The following is an 18,739-nucleotide window of genomic DNA, read 5'->3' as shown; positions in this document are numbered from 1 at the left end:
AGCCACCATGCAGAAGAAAATGTTGAAGACGGCCGCCGCCGTCAGCGCCGCGCTCGCGGCGCTTTCCTCGGGCGCTTGCGCCGAGGAAGCCCTCACGACCGAAACCGTTCACGTCACGGCTTCCCGCGTCGAGCAGGAACTCCTAGACGTGCCGATGTCGGTCTCTGTGATTACGCAGAAGGACATCGAGCGCTCGAACGCGCAGACCGTGGGCGACCTCTTGAAGGATGTTCCGGGCGTTCGCGTCATGAATGACGGCAGTCAAGGCATGAAGCGCATTCAGATTCGCGGCGAAGACGCCTTCCGCACGATCGTCATGATCGACGGGCAGCGTATTGCGGAGCACAAGTCCATGTCGGGCGCGCCCATTCTGATCGATCCGTCGATGATCGAGCGCATTGAAGTGATTAAGGGGCCGGCCTCCGTGCTCTACGGCTCGGATGCGATCGGCGGCGCCGTCAACATCATCACGAAAAAGGGCGGCACGAAGCCCCTTGAAGGCGAAGTCTCGGCCGGCATGAACACGTCGAATTCCGGCAAGTCTCTCTACGGTTCCGTCTATGGGGGTGCGGGCGGCTGGACGTACCGCTTCTCCGCGGGCATCGAAGACGCAGAAGACCTCCATACGGCAAAGGGCGACGTCGACAACACGGCGTTCTCTTCGCGTTCGATGCAGGGGTATGTGGCATACGACTTCACGCCCGACACCCGCGCGGGCTTCACGCTCGAGCACTACGATCTCGACTTCCAGACGGGGCTGCAGGACATGCAGGCGTCGGGCTATGACGATTTCGCGGTGAACGTGCCCGAGTGGAAGCGCACGAAGGGTGCGGTGTTCTTCGAGTCGAAGAACATCACGGAGAACTTCGTGCGGCTGCGCGCGGACGCTTACGTGCAGAAGAACGACAAGTACATGGAAAATCGCGTCTGGATGAATCCCATGAAGATGGACAGCTTCGCCGACAACGAGCTGCTCCAGTACGGCGTTTCCATCCAAGCGGACTGGCAGCTCGGCGATCGCCACTACCTGATCGCAGGCTACGAGTTCCTCTACGACGACCTTGAAGCACAAACCAATACGCACACGCGCGTCGCTATGGGCGGCCCGATGAACATGTACTCGCGCAAGCTCACGGAAAACGACGGCTACCAGATGAGCCACGCGGTGTACGCCTCGATGGAAAGTGCGCTCACCGATACCTTCGCGCTCAACTACGGCGCCCGCTACACGTGGGTTTCGTCGGAAGTGACGACGCACACCGGCAAGAACGTGACGATGGACGGCTCGACCCCGGGCGAGCCCGGCCTCACCGACAAAGAAAAGAACGACAGCAGCGACGGGCACGTCGTCTTCAATTTGGGCGGCGTCTGGCGCGGGATCGAACACACGGCCGTGCGCGCTACTTGGGCGCAGGGCTACCGTTCGCCCAACCTAATGGAGCGCTACATCCCGACTTCGATGGGCGGTGGCGAAGTGGTTCCGAATCCGGACCTCGATCCTGAAACGTCGGACAACTTCGAACTTGGCGTGCGCTTCACGCCGGGGCGCGCCGTGCTCGATATCGCCGCCTTCTACAGCAAGGCTGACGACTACATCGCCTCGTTCGAGTTTGAGAGCAACCGCTATACGAACAAGAACGTTTCGGGCGCCAAAACGCATGGCATTGAAGTCACGGCGAGCTATTTGTTCGAGAGCGGCTTTGAGCCCTACGTGAGCGGCACGTGGCTGCGCCGCAAGTTTGAAGAGGGCGGCGAGTCGACTTACGAGTCGGGTACGCCCGAGCTTTACGGGCGCTACGGCGTGCGTTGGACGGGGCTTCTCGAAGGGCTCTCGCTTCGCGCGGACGCCTACGCAGTGAGCCAGTCCGACACCGCGCAGTACGACTTCGACAGCGGCACGACGACCTCCTACGGCGGCTCGACCCACTTCAATCTCACGGGCGGGATCGGCTTCGGGCCGCAGAACGCCTACAGCCTCGACGTGGGTCTCTACAACATCACGAACAAGGCCTACAAGCTTTCGACCGCGATCTACGAACCCGGGCGCTACTTCAGCGTGAAGTTCAACGCCAAGTTCTAAAGCCTTCGAATCTCGAGCAACCAAACCCGCTTTCGCGCCGTCCGCGGGAGAGCAACGACATGAAGACTCAAAGAACCGCAGCATGCACTGGCAGCATCGAGCGCTACTGGGCGCCGCGCGAACTCGTCATGGTGGGCGTCTTCGCCGCCGCGGCCAAGCTCTCGAGCCTTCTCATCGCGCTGGCGGGCGGCGGGATGAATCCCGTTTCGCTCGTGGCGAAAAACCTCGTTTTTACAACGCTCCTTGTCGTGCTTCTCACAAAGGTTCCCAAGGCCGGGACGCTGCTGCTCTTTACCGTCGTGAGCATGCTCATCAGCGTGCTCCTTCTCGGCGGCAGCATGGCGCTTCTGCCCGCGGCGCTCGCCGGTGCACTTTTGGGTGAGGCGGCCGCCTGGGGACTCGCGCGCACGACGCCGCGCGCCGTACTTTGGGCGCCTTGGCTTGCCGCAGGCGTCTATGACCTCGCGAGCAAGGGCTTGAGCCTCGGGGTGTCGTATCTCTTCATGCGCGAGAGCCCCGCGCTCATGACCATGGTGGTGCCGATCGTCGCTCTCGGCTACGTCGGTTCCGTCATGGGGCTTTGGTTCGGCTGGAAAACCGTAGGAGAACTCAAGCATGCGGGCTTTGTTCGCTAAAGGCGCTCACGAATCGAGCGTGCTTCGTCGTCTCGACGCGAGAACCAAACTCGGCATCACCGCACTCACAGCCGTGCTCGCGGTTTGCACGGGCGGCGTCGTTGCGCAGGGGGTGCTCTTTGTCGTGACGCTCGGCTACGTGCTCCTCTTGCGCCGTCCTGCGCTTCTCGCCTGTCTCTACGCTCTTATGGCCGTCATGCTCTTGGCGGCCCTCGGCTGCACGGCGCTTCTCTCGCAGTTCATGCCGGCCTTGAGCGGTTTTTCCGTAAAGGCGCTCGTTATTCCGTTCCTGCGCGGCGCTTCGATGATGAATGTCGTGATGGCGCTCGCGCTTACGACGCGCGTCGAAGATCTTTTGTCGACGCTCGAACGTCTGCGGCTTCCTTATGCGGTGTTTTTGCCCGCGGCCGTCATGCTGCGCTTTATTCCGACCTTTGCCGCCGACATCCGGCAGGTCTGGGAGACGCTTCGCATTCGCGGCTGGCCGATGGGGCCGAAGATGCTTACGCGGCACCCGCTCCTTTCTGCGCGTCTGCTTCTGATCCCGGTGCTTTTCCGGGCGCTCAAGTCGTCCGAGTCGCTCGGCATTGCGGCCGAATTGAAGGGGCTCGGCACGGCCGAGCGCACGGTGCCCGCCTCTTTCAGAACGCTCACTAGTCTCGATGCGCGCATTTTGGCGGGCGCCGTGACGACAACTCTTTGCGTGACGCTTGCGGAAGTGTTTCTGCACGACCTCTTCATGGCGGGCGCCGTCGTGATGATGCCCTGAGGGCCTTTCGATTGAATTCTCTTTGGACAAACGGCCGATATGACCGGAATTGAACTCAAGCACGTCACCTACACGTATCCGAACTGCAGCGACGCCGCCGTGAAGGATCTCAACCTCAGCGTGGCGCCCGGCGAAATCAAACTGGTCACCGGGGCCTCGGGCTGCGGGAAGACGACGATCATGCGGCTTGTGAACGGGCTCGCGCCGCAGATTCTCGGCGGCAGCCTCTCGGGTGAAGTTTCGGTGAACGGGCTCGATGCGGCAGCGACGCCCGTCGCTTCGCTTGCCGAGCACATCGGAACGCTCTTTCAGGATCCTGAAGCACAGTTCTTTGCGCTCAACGTCGGCGACGAGATTGCCTTTGCGCTCAAAAGCCGCGGGTTCGCGCCTGCTGCGATCGAAGCGCGCGTGGCGGACGCCGCCCGCCGCATGGGGATCACGGCGCTCCTCGGGCGCGACATTCATGCGCTCTCCGAAGGGCAAAAGCAAAAGGTGGGGCTCGCGGGCATTCTCGCGCTCGGTCCCAAGGCGCTCATCCTGGACGAGCCGACCGCCAATCTCGACCCGGAAGCGACCGAGGCGCTCGCGCGGCTCTTGGGCGAACTCAAGGCTGCGGGTGCGGCGATTCTCATCGTCGACCACCGCCTTTATTGGCTCAAAGACTTGGCCGACGAAGTGCTCGTGATGCGTGCGGGTGAAATTTGCCGGCGCGGTCCGTTTTCGATGCTCGAAGACGAGGCGCTGCGCGCCGAGTTCGGGCTGCGGCGCGCAGCACTTGCTGATCCGAGAACGCGTCTGCCGCGCGTGCCCGTTGCGCCCTTGGGCGCCGAGCTCTCGAGAGTGGAGACGCCTGCGCGCTTGGGCGTCAAGAACCTTCGCTTTGCCTATCCGGGGAAGGCGCCGCTTTTTTCGGCCGTCTCTTTCGAAGTGCCTGCCGGGATTACCGCTCTTATCGGCGACAACGGCACCGGCAAGACGACGCTCGCACGCATTCTCACGGGCCTCGAGTCGGCCGAAGGCGACTTTTCGCTCGACGGCGAGTCGCTCGGTCGCGATGGGCTAATGCCTTCGGCCGGACTCGTACTTCAGAACGCCGACCATCAACTGCAGATGCGCACCGTACGCGAAGAGGTCGAATTTGCCATGCGGGCGGCTATCGGCATGAAGGCGGCGGCCGGCCGCTCGAAGCGCTTCGGCCTTTTCGCAGGACTACGCAGGGCGGCGCTCACTGCCGACGACGAAGCGCGCATTGATGCGCTTCTCTCGGCACTGCGCCTCTCGCACCTCGCGCAGCGTCATCCGCAGAGTCTTTCGGGCGGCGAGAAGCAGCGCCTCGTGATCGCCTGCGCGCTCGTCAAGGATCCCGCCGTTCTCATCCTTGACGAGCCGACCTCGGGCCTGGACGGCGCCAACATGGCCGCCATTTCGGCGCTCCTCAAAGCCGAAGCCCGAAAGGGCGAGCGGGGCCGCGCGGTCTTTCTCATCACGCACGACCTCGAGCTCCTTGACGCCTGCGACCGCGCGCTCGACATGGCGTGCGTTCGCGCGGCCGGCCGAGAAAGCGACGCCCTGCTTGCCGAGGCCTTCAGAGGTGCGGGAGCGCAGACGCGTGCCTGACGCCGTGACAGAGCGGCGTTTTAGCTAAGCCCCGTCACTTTCAACGGAATCAAAAACAATTTCTAAAAACCAAAAGGAATCGATGATGAACCGACTTACGCCCACTGCCGAACAGACCGCCCTGATCGAAGAAATCCTGAAGGCGCCCTATCCGGTCACCTTCGGTATTGCCGCCCGGAAACTCGGTACGACGCCGCTTGAGGCCGCGCGCCTGATGCCCGAGTCGGCGGTCGCCTTTGTCGAAGGCGATGCCGCCGAGCGCTTTGCCGATGTCTGGGCGGCTCTCGCTCAATGGGAAAAGGCGACGCTTTTCGTCGTGCACGCCGGCAACGTTTTTGAAATCGAAGGGAAAATCAGCATCGGCAAGGCTGCGCGCGGCTACTACAACATCCTCTCGAAAAACGCCGCGATCGGCGGGCACATCAACTATCTCGACCTTGAGGCGATTGTCTTCGCGTCCCTGCCCTTCATGAACCGCGAGTCGCTTTCCGTGCAGTTCTTCAACAAGGCGGGCGAGGCGGCTTTTGCCGTCTACGCGGGCCGAGAAAACCACAAGATCATCGATTCGGTGCGCGAAGCGTTCCTGGCGGCGCGTCGAACGTTCTGCGGCGCCGCGCAATAAGCCGCCCGTTCACCCGCTGCCGTATCGGCATGTTTCGGCACGTACTTGCGATCGTTGATGCGTGCCGCCGATGCCGAATCCTTCACGCTCAGAAGAAAAGGAAGTTCCTTGCCATGAACGTCATTGAAACGCCTGAAAAGTCCGCTGCTACAAAGCCCCTTGTCGTCGTGAGCTCTCGAACGGGCAACACCCGCACGGTTGCCTACGCCGTGCGCGATGCGCTCCCCGGGGCCGAACTCGTGGCGGCCGAGGCAATGCCCGAGTCGCTTTCGCAGTACGACCCCGTCATTCTCGGGTTCTGGTGCGACTGCGGCCGCGCGCCCGCCGACATGAAGCGCGCAGCTGCGAAGCTCGCGGGGAAGCGCGTTGCCTGCTTCGCCACCCTGGGCGGTGAGCCCGACACGCCGCGCGCGAAGGACTGGATGATGCGCACGTCGAGCGATTTGATCGGCGACGATCGCGGCAATGTGCTCGCGGGCACCTTCCTCTGCCGCGGCCGCATCGATCCCAAGCTTTCGCAGTCGATGCCCGTGACGCCCGAGCGCGCCCAACGCTGGTCGGCTGCAGAAACGCATCCGAACCGCATGGACCTCATTGCTGCAGCCGCGTACTTTGCCGAGCGCTTTGCAAGGAGCACGAGCGGCAGCGCGACTGAAACTGCCTGAAATCCAACGCGTACTGAAGAGGCTTCACCATGACGTTTTCTTCCGACAATCTCTTCGAGATCTACGCCATGATCGGTCCGGCGGGCGTTGTGCTCGTCGCTGTGGCGCTCCTCTCGCTTTACCTCATTCTCTGGCAGCTCTTTTACATGGCGGCCGTCTGGCGCAATTTCCGCCGCGACTTTCTCGATCTCGAGCGCGGTGAGGACCGGTGCCTGCGAAGCGTCGACCCGAAGCGCGCCAATCCGCTCATCCGCATCATTTACGAAATCGTGACGACGCACGCGCAGCACTCCGACGACGTGCGCGCCGAAGTGGGCTATCTCTTCCATCGCAATTTCAAGCGCGTCAACAACGCGCTCTGCTGGCTCAAGCTCATTTCCGTGATCTCGCCGCTTCTCGGACTTCTCGGGACTGTTTGGGGCATGGTGGCGGTTTTTCAGGCGATGGAGGACTTTTCGCACGCCAATGCCACGGTGCTCGCTTCGGGCATTTGGTCGGCGCTCATCACGACGATCATGGGGCTTTGCGTCGCGATTCCGACCCTCATGGCCTACTACTACCTGATGCTCAAGTTCCGAGGTTTCCACATTGAGGCGGTTGAGCACAGCTATCGTGCGCTCGAAGTCTGCCGACGGCTGCGCCGCCGTGCGTCCGATGGAGTTTGCGAGAACGAGCGTGACACGCAAAACGCAGCTGCGGCACAGGGCGGGTGCGAACGAGCGAATGCGGCGAGCGACGCAAAAGCGCGCGAAAACCGCCGCCGTTCCGCCGGCTACGCCAGCGCGGACGCGACATTCTGACCGCGCACCGACGCTTTGAAAAGGACCCAACCGCCCACGCATTCGAGAGAAAGGACGCCCAATGGACACCAATCTCTTCGGCAGCTTTGAAGACGAGCCGCAGATCGATCTCACGCCGCTCATCGACTGCCTTTTTATGCTCATCATCTTTTTCGTGCTGACGATGAGCTTTTCCAAACCCGTGCTCGAAGTCATTCTCCCCGAGGCGACGAACGCCGAGACGTCGCAGGCGCGCAACGAACTGCTCGTGTCGGTGAAGGCCGACGGCACGCTCTACTTGAACGCCGCACCCGCGACGATCGAGGAGATTGCCCGCGCGCTTGACGAAGCGCCCGAGCGGCTTCTCAACATTTACATGGACGAAGAGGCGCCGTTCTCGCGCTTTGTCGCCGTGATGGACTTGGCGAAGACGAAGCGCAACGGGCGCTTCGTGATCAGCACGCGCCGCCCCGAATCCCCTGAGTCGGCTTCGCCCTCAAGAGCAGCATCATCGTGACAAAGGTGAAAAGAAGAAAGAAGGCCGTGCCCACCGAAGCCGAGCGCGCAACGCGGTTTGCCCGCGCGACCGTCTGCGCCACCGCGCTCGCAGTGGCTGCACTGATGACGTTTGACGCGGCGAGCGAAGCCGTTGCAGTGCCTGCGCTCCCGGCGTTGGCGGCAGCGCCCGCGGGCGGCGCGATCGAGACCCTTCAAATGGAAATTCGAGAGGCGCCCCTGACGCCAGCCCCCGTGCCGCGTACGGAGCAGCTTTTCGAGCACACGGTCGAAGAGAGCGACTTTTCGATTGAAGCTCGGCCCGAGCCGAAACCGATTGTCCAACCCGAACCGCCGCCCGAACCCGAAGAAAAGCCGCTTTCGGAGCCTAAGCCCCAGGAGGAGGTGCCGCCCGAAACCGTGCCGGAGTCTTCTCCAAAAACGGAATCCCAACCGGAGGCCATGCCTGAGCCTGTTCCCGTTCCACTGCCGCAGCCGGCGCCGAAACTTGAGCCCAAGCCCGAACCGGAAAAGGCAAAGCCGCTCCCGAAGCCTGCGCCGAAACCCGTGGTGAAAAAGGTGCGGCAAACGCCCAAGGTCGAGAAAACGGCCGCTGCGCCGCAGGAGCCGAAAGCATCGATCGCGCCGAAGGACGATGCGGGATCGAGCGCAGCTGCGGCCGGCGCTGCCGCGAGCGGTTCGGCTGAGTCTGCTGAGGGCGGTGCCGGGGCAAGCGGCTCGGTTTCGGGCGTACCGGGCGGCTTTGCCGGAAGCGGCAGAGCTGGCGACGCAACGGACGAAACCCGAGCGCTCGCCGAGATCATGTCGATCATCGAAGCCAACAAGCGCTATCCGCGCCGCGCGCGGCAGACGAATCAGACGGGGACGGTGCTCTTGGGCGTTCACGTGAACGCACAGGGGCTCGTCACCGAGGTCGAGGTGCTTCAAAAGAGCGCGTCGTCGCTTTTGAATCGTGCGGCCAAGGCCGCGGCCAAACCGCTTCTCGGCGTGGCAACGAAACTCAAGCGCGCCGTGCGCCTTGAAGTGCCCGTACGGTTCTTACTCACGTCGCGATAAGGCGCGGCGCGCTTCGCGGCGGGAACGCCGCGATTAGAATCGTCGCGCGGTCGACCGCAAAAAGTTTCTCGCCGGATCGCCCGAACGCGGTCCGGCACCGGGTGCTCGCGTGCAGCCCTTTGCGCCCGCAGCCCGTCCAAACCTACGGAGAGTTTGCTCTCGTGAATTTCGTGAACGAAATAGAGACGTCCGACGCGACGGCAAAGCCCGCCGCGCTTTCGGTATCGGATTTGAGAAAGGTCTATGCCTCGGGCACGGTGGCGCTCGAAGGACTTTCGCTCGAGGTTGAAGAGGGCGAATTCTTCGGACTCCTCGGTCCGAACGGCGCCGGGAAAACGACGCTCATTTCCGCGCTGGGCGGTCTTGTTCGGCCGACCGAAGGCACGATTCGCGTCTTCGGCATCGATTGCGCCAAAGAGCGGCGCCGCGCGGCCCGTCATGTCGGGATTGTGCCGCAGGAGATCACGTTCGATCCGTTTCTCACGGTGCGAGAGACGCTGCGCTTTCAGTCGGGCTACTGGGGCGTACGCGGCAACGACGACTGGATCGACGAAATTCTCTTTCACCTGGGGCTCACCGAAAAGGCGGACGCCTCCATGCGTGCGCTCTCGGGCGGCATGAAGCGGCGCGTTCTCGTCGCGCAGGCGCTTGTGCACAAGCCCCGACTCATCGTCCTCGACGAGCCGACGGCTGGGGTCGACGTGGAGCTGCGCGAAAACCTCTGGGCCTTTATCGGACGGCTTCACAGCGAAGGCCGCACGATCATTCTGACGACGCACCACCTTGAGGAGGCGCAGGCGCTCTGCAGCCGCGTCGCGATCATGAACCGAGGTCGTTTGGCGGCGCTCGACCGCACCGAGGCGCTCCTCTCGCGCTTTGAGGGACGCGCGATGAAGTGCCGCATCTTGCGCGGGGAGCTACCCAAGGCGCTTGAGGCCGACCTCATGCGCCGACACGGCGCCGACATCGTACTGCGTCTTGCCGACGCGCGCGATGCGGGGGAAAAGCTTGCCGCATTCGCGCGGGCGGGGGTGGACATCGAAAACCTGACGGTCGGGCAGCCGAGTCTCGAAGACGTGTTTCTTGAAGTGACGTCCGCTCGCGTCGACAATGCCGGCGCTCCTACCGAAGCCAATCAACCCTCTCACGGCGGAGTCTGACGTGTCGGATGCCCTGATTGCATTTTGGACGCTTTTTTCCAAAGAAACGATTCGCTTTCTCAAGGTCTGGAAGCACACGCTTTTTGCGCCCGTACTCACGAGCTTTCTCTACCTTGTCGTTTTCGGCGAAGCGCTTGAGAAGCACCTCCCCGTCTATGCGGGCGTGAGCTACACGAGCTTCATTGTCCCGGGGCTCATTATGATGACGGTGCTGCAAAACGCCTTTTCCAATACGGCCTCGTCGCTCATTCAGTCGAAGATTTCGGGGAACCTCGTTTTCATCCTGCTCCCCGCGATCCCGGGACCCGCGATCGCGGCGGCCTACATCTGCGCGAGCTTTGTGCGCGCGGCGATAGCCGGAATCGGTGTTTACGTCGTCTGCATGGTCTGGGCGGCGCCTTCGGTGGCAAATCCCTTCTATCTCTTTGCGTTCGCCTTCTGCGGCGTGATCATCATGGCTTCGCTCGGTCTCATCACGGCGCTCTGGGCCGAGAAGTACGATCAGATGGGCGCCGTGATGAACTTTGTCGTGATGCCGCTCACGTTCCTTTCGGGCGTTTTTTATTCGGTCGAGTCGCTCCCGCCCGTCTGGCGGCAGCTGAGTCTCTTCAATCCGTTTTTTTATCTTGTCGACGGCTTCCGTCAGGGCTTTTTCGGAACCGGTACGACGAATGCGCCGCTCTCGCTCATGATCGTCGCGCTCACGGCGCTCGCTGTCATGGCGGCCGCCGTGACGCTTGTGACCCGCGGCTGGAAGATCCGTGCCTGAGACGCTGACGCTTGCGGCAAGCAAAAAGGCTTGGGATCACGCGAGGTCCCAAGCCATTTTCTAATCGTTCGGTCTGCGCTCGAGGCTGGCCCGAATCAAGTCCGGTCGTTCGGTGCGCCGGTTACCAAACCTTGTAGTCGACGCCGATCCCGAAGCCCCAGGCGGCCGTGTTGCCGTCCGTCATCGGGCTGTCTTTGACTTCCGAACTGTCACATGAGCATCACGGTCGGGATGATCGTCGTATCCCAGCCGACCTTGTGTGTGCTTGGTTCATGCTTGTGCCGCTTCGCGCTTCATGCGCCGCATCAAGGCGACGCCGATTACGCAAAGAAACGCCGAGGAGGCGATGAAAAGTATCGCCGTCGACGTGGTTGCCTCACCGATCGACGTGAGCGGGGCTACCAGGCCGCCGCCCCCGAAACCGACGGCGCCGAGAATCGCAGCGGCAAGCCCCGAGCGCGGACGATGGCGCGAAAGGGCTGCCGTCATGGCAGCGGGCAGCGTGAGTCCGAGCATCACGAGGAGTGCGAAATAGACGGGGACGATCGCCAATAAAGAAGCTTCGGCCGCGTAGAGCGCGGCGACGCCCGAGGAGGCGGCGAGCATGCCGACTGCCCCCGCGAGCATCGCAAAGGCGGGCGAAGCGAGCTTGCCGGAGAAAGCGGCGCCCGCCGCAATGCCGAGTGCCATGGCGCCGAAGAAGAAGCCGTACTCGGTGGCAGAGAGTCCGAAGTGCGTCTGGAAGATAAAAGGCGACGAGGCGATGTGCGCGAAGAGCACGGCCGACGAAAAGATCTGCTGAAGTACGATTGCAACGAACACCGGGTCGCCGAAAAGCCGCCGTACGCTCGTCCCAAGCGTTTCCGACGGCTCCGGCGTGCGCTCCTCGATCGCCGAGGCGCTTTGCGGAACGACGTCGGGGGTTGCCTTGCTTTTGGTGCTGCGGCGTCTGTCGGCGGGCGAGCGTGTTTCCGCGAGGCGCGTAAAGGTGATCGCAAGGAGCACGATGCCCGCTGCAAAGAGAATCCAAAAGATTCCGCGCCAGCCGATGGCGTCCGCAATGAGCGAACCCAAAAGCGGTGCCGTGATCGGCGCAATGCCCTGGATCGAACCCATGACGCCCATGAAGCTCCCGAGTGCTTTGCCCGTATAGCGGTCTGCCGCGACGGCGCGCGACATCACGATCGCACCCGAGGCGCCGAGGCCCTCAAGAAAACGCATCGCGAGGAAAATTTGGACGTTCGGTGCCGCTGCTGCGCCGAACGTTGAGGCGGCGAAGACAAGTAGGCTCCAAAGGAGCGGCTTGCGCCGCCCCTTGACGTCGGAGAGCGGTCCGACAAAGAGCTGCCCGATCGCGAGCCCCCACATTGTCATCGAAAGCCCGAGCTGCACAGTCGAAGGCGACGTTTGGAAGTCGAGCGCCTGTTCGGGGAGCGTCGGCAGGTAAAAGTCCGTGACAAACGGACCGAACGCCGCCAACGCGGCAAGAAAGAGGAGCAGAAAAAGGCGCGAATTTTCTGCGGGCGGCGAGAAAAAGCTGCGCGGCGAGCTGCCGGCGGTTTCATGTGTTTCTTTCGCGGTAGACGTTGCTGCGCGTGCGTCTTCCGAAGTCGTTGATTCTTTTTTCTCTTGCGTTGATGCCGGATGCAAAGACGTCAAAGCGGCCTCCGTTGTTTTTTCTTTTTCTTGTCGGCTGCGTCGAAAGTCGGGCGCGCGCCGAGGAAATGCGCCCTCGGTTGTCCGTCGGCGCAAAAGCTTTCCGGCGGACGAAACGAGTTTACGGACTGGAATCCGTGTGAATCTGAAGCGAGCGGCAAGGATAAGGGCGAATTGGGTGCGAATTGATTGCTAGAGCGAATGCTTCGATTGACTTTCTCTTGTGGTGAGGTTTAGAGGCATGTAAACAGCAACGATCATGAGCAACCGTTGCCTCTCTCCAACTTATCTCATTTACCCCCTCGAAGGCTTGCGAAAGCAAAGCTCAAAACAGGTGCGACTTCTGAATGAGCGAAATTGCCAAAGAAACGGTTAAATCAAGGCGTTCGCAAACCTGAGGCATGTTCAGAATTGAACTTGCAAAGAAAATGAGAGCGCTTTGCGCTCGGTATTTTTTCGGAGGAAAACCGCACAATGACAGTCAAAGTTGTCTGCCACATGATTTCATCCGTCGACGGCCGTCTTTTGCCCGGCCGTTGGACGAAGCCCGTCCATCCCGTCAACGTTACGGAGTGCTATGAGGCCGCCGCGTCGAATTTTCCCGCGGACGGCTGGCTCATCGGCCGCACCTCGATGGCGCAATACGACGATTCGATCTCGGAAGGTGCGCCCGCGGGGAAGCGCGGCGCCGATGAGCCGCGTCCGACACCCTTTGTCGGCAAGCGCGAAGGCCGCATGCTAGCGGTCGTGACGGACCCGAAGGGCAAGCTCCGCTACACGACGCCGACGCTCTCGACGGGCGAGCATCTCGTCGCCGTTCTCGCCCCCGATACGGCCGAGGATTATCTCGAAGAACTGCGCCGCGTGGGCGTCTCCTATGTCTTTGAGGGCGAAGGCGAGAAAAAGCTCGAAGGTGCGCTCGCCGCGCTCGAAGAAACCTTCGGCGTGAAGCTCATCCTGCTCGAAGGCGGCGGCCTCATCAACGGCAGCTTCCTCAAGGCGGGCCTCATCGACGAATTCTCGATTCTCGTTTATCCGGCCGTTGACGGCCTCGCGGGCGTCCCCTCGATTGTGGGTTACGCGGGCGAAGCGCACGAACAGCCTGCCGCAGGGCAGCCTCTGGAACTTATTGAAGCCAAAACGCTCCCGGGCGGCGTCGTGTGGCTGCGCTACCGCGTCGAGCACTCGGCAGCCTAACGCGCACTGCGCAAAAGAATAAATAAAGCCGGCGGTACGGATGCAATGTTCGTGCCGCCGGCTCTATAGGTTCAAAAAAGGTCGAGAAGCGCTCAACAGATGCGCGGCAATTGTTCGCCTGTGAGCCAGTCGACCGTACGTACGCCGCCCATCGGCGTTCGCATTTCAACAAACCCCGGGTGCGCTTCCGTAACCGTACCGATAACGGCCGCGTCCCTGCCGCGTGCATTGGCGTGCATGGCGGCGAGTGCAGCGTCGGCTTCGTTGGCCGGGACGATCGCGATAAGTTTGCCTTCGTTGGCCACGTAAAGCGGGTCGAGTCCCAGGAATTCGCAGGCGGCGCGAACGGCGTTGGAAACGGGAATCGCCGTTTCTTCAAGCATCATGCCGACACCGCTTTCGCCTGCGATTTCGTTGAGCGTCGTTGCGAGGCCGCCTCTCGTCGGGTCGCGCAGCACGTGGGTGTCGGGTGCTGCGGCGAGCACGTCGGCCACAAGATCGGCAAGCGGCGCACAGTCGCTTTCGAGCGTCGTGCCGAAGGTCATATTTTCTCTGAGCGACATGATCGTCATGCCGTGTTCGCCGATGGCGCCCGAGACGAGGATCTTGTCGCCCGGCTGCGCATTCTTGCCGCTGATCGTTCGGTCGGTGAGCTTTTCGCCGATGCCCGAAGTCGAAATGTAGACGCCGTCGCCTTTGCCGCGTTCAACCACTTTAGTGTCGCCCGTGACGATGGCAACCCGGGCTTCACGGGCGGCTTCGGCCATCGAGCACACGATGCACTCAAGGTCGGCGAGCGGAAAGCCTTCCTCGAGAATGAAGCTTGCGCTCAGGTAAAGGGGCTTCGCACCGCACATCGCCACGTCGTTGACGGTGCCGCAGACGGCGAGGCGTCCGATGTCGCCCCCGGGGAAGAAGAGGGGCTTGACGACATGCGCGTCGCAGGAAACCGCAACGGGGCGCACTATCGGCGGCATCACGGCGCCGTCGTGGCCTTGGTCGAGCCAGTCGTTGCGAAAGTGTTCGGCAAAAAGCTGCTCGATGAGTTCGGCCGTGGCGCGCCCGCCCGAGCCGTGGATCATTTCGACGGCACCGCGGCGGATGTCGATTTTGCGTGCATAGCCGGGTTTGACGGGCATTTTCTTCCTCCTTGAATGAGTCGCTTTTTGCGTTGTCACTTGGCTTTTGCTGTGCGTCAGCTGCGCCGGCCGTAGCGCCAGGCAGCCGCACAGGCACCTTCGGACGACACCATGCAGGCGCCGATCGGGTGGGCGGGCACGCAGACGGTGCCGAAGAGCCGACACTCGCGAGGCGTTTTCTCGCCGCGCAGAATTGCGCCGCATTCGCAGGCTTTGTTGTCTCGTACGATGCGCTCGGGCATCTCAAACCGCTTTTCGGCGTCAAACGAAGCGAATTCGTCCCTGAGGCGCAGTGCCGAGTGCGCGACGCTGCCCAAGCCCCGCCACTCGAAGCGCTCGCGCAGCGTGAAGATCGAGTCGGTGAGCGCAATGGCCTTCAAGTTCCCTTCGGCGGTGACGGCGCGTGCAAATTCGTTTTCAACCTCGGCGCGTCCTTCGTTCGCTTGGCGCACGAGCATGAGAACCGCCAAAAGCATGTCAAGCGGCTCGAACCCGGCGATCACGACGGGGAGCTTCCATTTCTCGGCAAAGGGCTTGTAGGGGTTCGAGCCGATCACGGTCGAGACGTGCGCGGGGCCGACGAGCCCGTCGAGCTTCGGCGCGTCGGGGCGCTCGGGCGCTGTCGCGAGAATGTGCTCCATCGCGGCGGGCGTCAGCACGTGGTTGCAGAAAACGGAAAAGTTTTGGAGCCCTTCGCGCTCTGCGGCGAGGATCGCTGCGGCTGTGGGCGGCGTTGTCGTTTCAAAGCCGATGGCAAAGAAGACGACTTCGCGTTCGGGATTCTCGCGTGCGATTTTGAGCGCGTCGAGTGGCGAATACACCATGCGTACGTCGCCGCCCTGTGCGCGGCAGCTAAATAGCGACAGCCCCTTTGAAGCGGGCACGCGCAAGGTGTCGGCATAGGTGCAGAGAATGACGCCCTTTTGAAGCGCGAGCTCGATCGCCATGTCGATGCGGCCGATCGGCAGCACGCACACCGGACACCCCGGCCCGTGAATCATGTGCACAGCGGGCGGCAAAACGTCTTCAAGCCCCCAGCGGCTGATGACGTGCGTGTGACCGCCGCAGAACTCCATGAAGCGGTACTGACGGTCAGGCACCACCGTACGCGCGATTTCGGCCGTGATGCGGCGCGCTTCTTCGGCGCCGCGGTACTCGTCGACGTACTTCATTGGGCCGCTCCCTTGGTGGCGTCCGAAGCCGCGTCGGCCGCGCCCGTCGTGCGCAATAGTTCGAGCGTTTCGGCGGCCTGCGCTTCGTCGATGCGGTTGAGCGCAAAGCCAACGTGCACGATCACCCAGTCGCCCGGGCGCGGCTCGTCAATGAGCGAGACATCGATTTCTTTTTCAATGCCGCCGAAGTCGGCTCGGGCGCGAGCCGCATCGGCGTTGACGGCGATGAGTTGAGCGGGAACGGCAAGACACATGGCGGCGAGCGGCTCCTATCGAAAGATGCGCGGCCGGCGCGCATGAGAGCGTCGGCCGTGCGGGACTCGTTTCTACAGTTCTACGCGAAGGCGTCGGTTTTGGAAATAGGTCCGAAGCCGTACTCGGGATCCGTCGGAAGTGGTGCGTGGGCCGATGCGGTTCGCCGGTGCGCTTCAAAGAAGCACTTTGCGAGCCAGGCTTCTCCGAGCGCGAGACCGCCGTCGCCCGGCGGCACGCTTTGCGGGACGCGCGGGGCATATCCTGCGGCAGCGAGCCGCTCGGAGACGTCCGAGAGAAGCACGCGGTTCAAAAAGCATCCGCCCGTGAGCGCGACGATCGGTCTTGATGGGGCGGTGCCGGTCGTCACGTACGAGCTCGATCGAACCTCGGCCAAGCGCGCAATCGTCCAGTCGGCGAGGCTCAGTGCAAAGCCGTGGAGGAAGGTTGCCGCGGCAAGCCCCGGCTCGACACCCGCGAGGCGCGCCTGCACGAGTTCGATATAAAGCTTCCGGAGGTCGAGTCGCGGCAGGTCAAGGGGGGCTCTTTGAGAAAGGGCTGCGCCACCCGCTGCCGACTCGCTTTCGAGCACAACGGGGCCCGAGCGGCGCTCGTAGTCGGCGGCAGCCGCTTCAAAGTGCATGGCGGCCGTCGCTTCGTCGTGCTGCACGAGCGTGATGCCGAGGATTGCGGCGGCCGCGTCGAAGTAGCGCCCTGCAGCACTCGTCCTGCGCGTCAAGGGCGAGCGCACGAGCGCCGCGATGGCGCCCGCGTGCGGCATGGTGCCGAAAAAGGGCTCGATCAGATCTGCTCGACCGATGTCGACCAAGACGGCCGCCCCCATGCGCCAAGGCTCGCGTGCTGCACGGTCGCCGCCTGGTAGCGCGATCTCGCGAAGCGCGCCGAGCCGCTCGAAGCCCGTTGCCGAGACGGCGAGGAGTTCTCCGCCCCAGATGCCGCCCTCGGGACCGAGTCCGACGCCGTCGAGCGCGAGGCCGAAGGTGGTCGACGTGCGGCCGAGTTCGGCCATGACGACGCCGACGTGCGCGGCGTGGTGCGGAACCTTGAGAAGCGGTTTCCCTGTGTCGCGTGCGAGCCGTTCGGCAAGCCGCGTCGAGAAGAAATCCGGATGGCAGTCGGCGGCGTACGCCTGCGGTTCAAGTTCGAGAATGGCCGAGAGATGTTCGACCGCCTCTTCTAGGGCTTCTGCCGTGGCGGCGTTTTCGAGGTCGCCGATGTGCTGCGTGAGAAAGGCTTCGTGCCCGCGTGTGGCCGCCGCCGTGTTTTTGAGGTAGGGGCCGAGCGCGAGCACATCGACGCCCGCCTCGTCTGCTTCGCGGGCATTGGGGTTGTCTCCGAGCATCACGGCTTCGGGGGCGAGGCCGCGCGCGCGGCGCACCCAGACCGGGCGCAGGCAGGGGGCGGGTTCGTGCACCTTGGCGACACGCACAACCGAGTCGTCGCATCGCACGAGAATGTCGCGGTTGTGCATGAGAAAGCGGTCGGCAATGTGCCCGAGCCGCGCGAGCGCTTCGTCGTTTGCAGTAACGAGGGGTTCACCGCCGGGATTTGCGCTCGTCATGACGAGGAGGAGATCGATCGCCTGATGTTCGAGCCAGTCCGTCCCGGCGGGACGCCCGAGGTACTCGTGGAAGAGAAGCGCATGAAGCGGCGCATAAGGGAGCATCACGCCGATTTCGACGAGTCCGTTGGCGATGCCGCTGAGGGCGCCCTCGGGAAGATCCGAGCGCTTTCTCGCAAGGACGATCGGATGCGCGGGCGAAAGGAGGAGCCGCTTTTCTTCGTCATTCAATTGAACGACGGTCTGCGCCGAGGCGACGTTGGCCGCCATGATCGCCAAAGGCTTTTCATCGCGGTGCTTGCGGGCGCGCAGTCGGGCGACCGCCTGCGCGCTGCGCGCGTCGCAGACGAGATGAAAGCCCCCGATTCCCTTCATCGCGACGATTTCGCCCGCAAGGATCGATCGCAGGGCGTTTTCAACGGGGTCGCCCGCAATCGCACGGCCGGCAGCGTCGGTGAAAACGAGTTTCGGTCCGCATACGGGACAGGCATTGGGCTGCGCGTGGAAGCGCCGATCGAGCGGATCTTCGTATTCGCGCAGACAGTCGGGGCACATCGGAAACCGTGCCATCGAGGTCTGCGGACGGTCATAGGGGAGCGAATGCGTGATCGTGAAGCGCGGTCCGCAGTGCGTGCAGTTTGTGAAGGCGTAGCGCCAGCGCCGCCCCTTGGGGTCGAACATATCGGCAAAACATGCATTGCACGTTGCCGCATCCGCCGTAATGGCGGTCGTCACGTGCCCGCCCGCGCGCGAAGCCGTGATGGAGAAGTCTTCAAGCCCTTGGCATTCGGCCGGGTGCATTTCGATCGTATCGATGCGCGCGAGGGGCGGCTTTTCGTCTAGGAGCACCTTTGGGAAGCGCTCGAGCGCTTCCCGCGGCCCTTCAAGATGGATCCCGACGCCCGCTTCGTCATTGAAGACGAACCCCGTGAGGCCGAGCGCAAGTGCAATGCGGTAGACGGTCGGGCGAAAGCCCACCCCCTGCACGAGGCCCGTGACGCGCACGACGCGCGCTTCACGATTGTCGTGCGCACTGGTTTGCAATTCCTTCGTCATGCCGCGCCGCCTCCTTG

General features: G+C 63.0%; 17 protein-coding genes. 12 read left to right on the top strand and 5 right to left on the bottom strand.

From position 1 onward, the window contains the following. Positions 1 to 7 precede the first annotated feature (7 nt). The 11 genes from H6A60_RS05730 (at position 8) to H6A60_RS05680 (ending at position 10,668) form a co-directional block, all read left to right on the top strand. Positions 8 to 2,080 (top strand): TonB-dependent receptor plug domain-containing protein, encoded by a 2,073-nt coding sequence (locus H6A60_RS05730; RefSeq protein WP_205102453.1) that lies wholly within the window; start codon positions 8 to 10, stop codon positions 2,078 to 2,080. A 59-nt stretch (positions 2,081 to 2,139) separates the two neighbouring features. Next, positions 2,140 to 2,715 carry an MptD family putative ECF transporter S component gene (locus H6A60_RS05725; RefSeq protein ID WP_205102452.1) on the top strand — a complete coding sequence of 192 codons (576 nt, stop codon included), beginning with the start codon at positions 2,140 to 2,142 and terminating at the stop codon, positions 2,713 to 2,715. Further along, entirely contained in the window at positions 2,696 to 3,484 is a 789-nt protein-coding gene (locus tag H6A60_RS05720; RefSeq protein WP_205102451.1) for an energy-coupling factor transporter transmembrane component T family protein, read from the top strand. Before H6A60_RS05725 ends, H6A60_RS05720 begins: the two co-directional genes overlap by 20 nt. Before the next feature lie 39 nt (positions 3,485 to 3,523). Next, complete coding sequence (locus tag H6A60_RS05715) at positions 3,524 to 5,101, top strand: ABC transporter ATP-binding protein (protein WP_205102450.1); 1,578 nt, start codon at positions 3,524 to 3,526, stop codon at positions 5,099 to 5,101. Positions 5,102 to 5,183: 82 nt separating this feature from the next. Continuing rightward, positions 5,184 to 5,723, top strand: coding sequence for a heme utilization cystosolic carrier protein HutX (hutX, locus tag H6A60_RS05710; RefSeq protein WP_205102449.1), 540 nt, complete (start codon positions 5,184 to 5,186; stop codon positions 5,721 to 5,723). Positions 5,724 to 5,836: 113 nt separating this feature from the next. Then, entirely contained in the window at positions 5,837 to 6,388 is a 552-nt protein-coding gene (locus H6A60_RS05705) for a flavodoxin family protein (protein ID WP_205102448.1), read from the top strand. A gap of 29 nt (positions 6,389 to 6,417) precedes the next feature. Further along, entirely contained in the window at positions 6,418 to 7,188 is a 771-nt protein-coding gene (locus H6A60_RS05700) for a MotA/TolQ/ExbB proton channel family protein (RefSeq protein ID WP_205102447.1), read from the top strand. Between the two features lie 61 nt (positions 7,189 to 7,249). Further along, complete coding sequence (locus tag H6A60_RS05695; protein WP_205102446.1) at positions 7,250 to 7,684, top strand: ExbD/TolR family protein; 435 nt, start codon at positions 7,250 to 7,252, stop codon at positions 7,682 to 7,684. After that, on the top strand, positions 7,681 to 8,739 hold the full coding sequence (locus H6A60_RS13920; protein ID WP_205102445.1) for a TonB family protein: 1,059 nt from the start codon (positions 7,681 to 7,683) through the stop codon (positions 8,737 to 8,739). The genes H6A60_RS05695 and H6A60_RS13920 overlap by 4 nt, the downstream gene beginning before the upstream one ends. A 170-nt stretch (positions 8,740 to 8,909) precedes the next feature. Further along, positions 8,910 to 9,899 carry an ABC transporter ATP-binding protein gene (locus H6A60_RS05685; RefSeq protein WP_338054843.1) on the top strand — a complete coding sequence of 330 codons (990 nt, stop codon included), beginning with the start codon at positions 8,910 to 8,912 and terminating at the stop codon, positions 9,897 to 9,899. A gap of 13 nt (positions 9,900 to 9,912) precedes the next feature. Then, positions 9,913 to 10,668, top strand: coding sequence for an ABC transporter permease (locus H6A60_RS05680; RefSeq protein ID WP_205102524.1), 756 nt, complete (start codon positions 9,913 to 9,915; stop codon positions 10,666 to 10,668). 270 nt (positions 10,669 to 10,938) lie between these two features. On the opposite strand, the gene H6A60_RS05675 is transcribed toward H6A60_RS05680, so the two are convergent. Beyond that, positions 10,939 to 12,168 (bottom strand): MFS transporter, encoded by a 1,230-nt coding sequence (locus H6A60_RS05675; RefSeq protein WP_205102523.1) that lies wholly within the window; start codon positions 12,166 to 12,168, stop codon positions 10,939 to 10,941. Between the two features lie 630 nt (positions 12,169 to 12,798). Between H6A60_RS05675 and H6A60_RS05670 the strand changes: the two genes are divergently transcribed. Further along, complete coding sequence (locus H6A60_RS05670; protein WP_205102444.1) at positions 12,799 to 13,521, top strand: dihydrofolate reductase family protein; 723 nt, start codon at positions 12,799 to 12,801, stop codon at positions 13,519 to 13,521. Between the two features lie 92 nt (positions 13,522 to 13,613). Here the strand turns inward: H6A60_RS05670 and hypE are convergent, their stop codons facing one another. The 4 genes from hypE to hypF form a co-directional block, all read right to left on the bottom strand. Further along, positions 13,614 to 14,660: a hydrogenase expression/formation protein HypE gene (hypE, locus tag H6A60_RS05665; RefSeq protein ID WP_205102443.1), complete on the bottom strand. Its 1,047-nt coding sequence runs from the start codon at positions 14,658 to 14,660 to the stop codon at positions 13,614 to 13,616. 56 nt (positions 14,661 to 14,716) lie between these two features. Continuing rightward, on the bottom strand, positions 14,717 to 15,832 hold the full coding sequence (hypD, locus tag H6A60_RS05660) for a hydrogenase formation protein HypD (protein ID WP_205102442.1): 1,116 nt from the start codon (positions 15,830 to 15,832) through the stop codon (positions 14,717 to 14,719). Next, positions 15,829 to 16,086 (bottom strand): HypC/HybG/HupF family hydrogenase formation chaperone, encoded by a 258-nt coding sequence (locus H6A60_RS05655; protein WP_205102441.1) that lies wholly within the window; start codon positions 16,084 to 16,086, stop codon positions 15,829 to 15,831. Before H6A60_RS05655 ends, hypD begins: the two co-directional genes overlap by 4 nt. Before the next feature lie 80 nt (positions 16,087 to 16,166). After that, the gene (gene hypF, locus H6A60_RS05650) at positions 16,167 to 18,722 is read right to left on the bottom strand and encodes a carbamoyltransferase HypF (RefSeq protein WP_205102440.1); all 2,556 of its coding nucleotides are present in this window, start codon (positions 18,720 to 18,722) and stop codon (positions 16,167 to 16,169) included. Positions 18,723 to 18,739: the final 17 nt, after the last annotated feature.

It is taken from the genome of Sutterella massiliensis, assembly GCF_016899755.1.
In the GTDB taxonomy this organism is placed as follows: Bacteria; Pseudomonadota; Gammaproteobacteria; order Burkholderiales; family Burkholderiaceae_F; genus Sutterella; species Sutterella massiliensis.
Note: the sequence above shows the minus strand (reverse complement) of the source record. Positions and strands in the feature narration are given on the sequence as shown.

Bases quoted from the DNA above. Each gene is read 5' to 3' on its own strand.
- H6A60_RS05700 (WP_205102447.1), top strand. From the start codon at position 6,418: ATGACGTTTTCTTCCGACAATCTCTTCGAGATCTACGCCATGATCGGT.
- H6A60_RS05725 (WP_205102452.1), top strand. From the start codon at position 2,140: ATGAAGACTCAAAGAACCGCAGCATGCACTGGCAGCATCGAGCGCTAC.
- H6A60_RS05655 (WP_205102441.1), bottom strand. From the start codon at position 16,086: ATGTGTCTTGCCGTTCCCGCTCAACTCATCGCCGTCAACGCCGATGCG.
- H6A60_RS05715 (WP_205102450.1), top strand. From the start codon at position 3,524: ATGACCGGAATTGAACTCAAGCACGTCACCTACACGTATCCGAACTGC.
- hypE (WP_205102443.1), bottom strand. From the start codon at position 14,660: ATGCCCGTCAAACCCGGCTATGCACGCAAAATCGACATCCGCCGCGGT.
- hypD (WP_205102442.1), bottom strand. From the start codon at position 15,832: ATGAAGTACGTCGACGAGTACCGCGGCGCCGAAGAAGCGCGCCGCATC.
- H6A60_RS05670 (WP_205102444.1), top strand. From the start codon at position 12,799: ATGACAGTCAAAGTTGTCTGCCACATGATTTCATCCGTCGACGGCCGT.
- H6A60_RS05695 (WP_205102446.1), top strand. From the start codon at position 7,250: ATGGACACCAATCTCTTCGGCAGCTTTGAAGACGAGCCGCAGATCGAT.
- H6A60_RS05730 (WP_205102453.1), top strand. From the start codon at position 8: ATGCAGAAGAAAATGTTGAAGACGGCCGCCGCCGTCAGCGCCGCGCTC.
- H6A60_RS05705 (WP_205102448.1), top strand. From the start codon at position 5,837: ATGAACGTCATTGAAACGCCTGAAAAGTCCGCTGCTACAAAGCCCCTT.
- hypF (WP_205102440.1), bottom strand. From the start codon at position 18,722: ATGACGAAGGAATTGCAAACCAGTGCGCACGACAATCGTGAAGCGCGC.
- hutX (WP_205102449.1), top strand. From the start codon at position 5,184: ATGATGAACCGACTTACGCCCACTGCCGAACAGACCGCCCTGATCGAA.
- H6A60_RS05720 (WP_205102451.1), top strand. From the start codon at position 2,696: ATGCGGGCTTTGTTCGCTAAAGGCGCTCACGAATCGAGCGTGCTTCGT.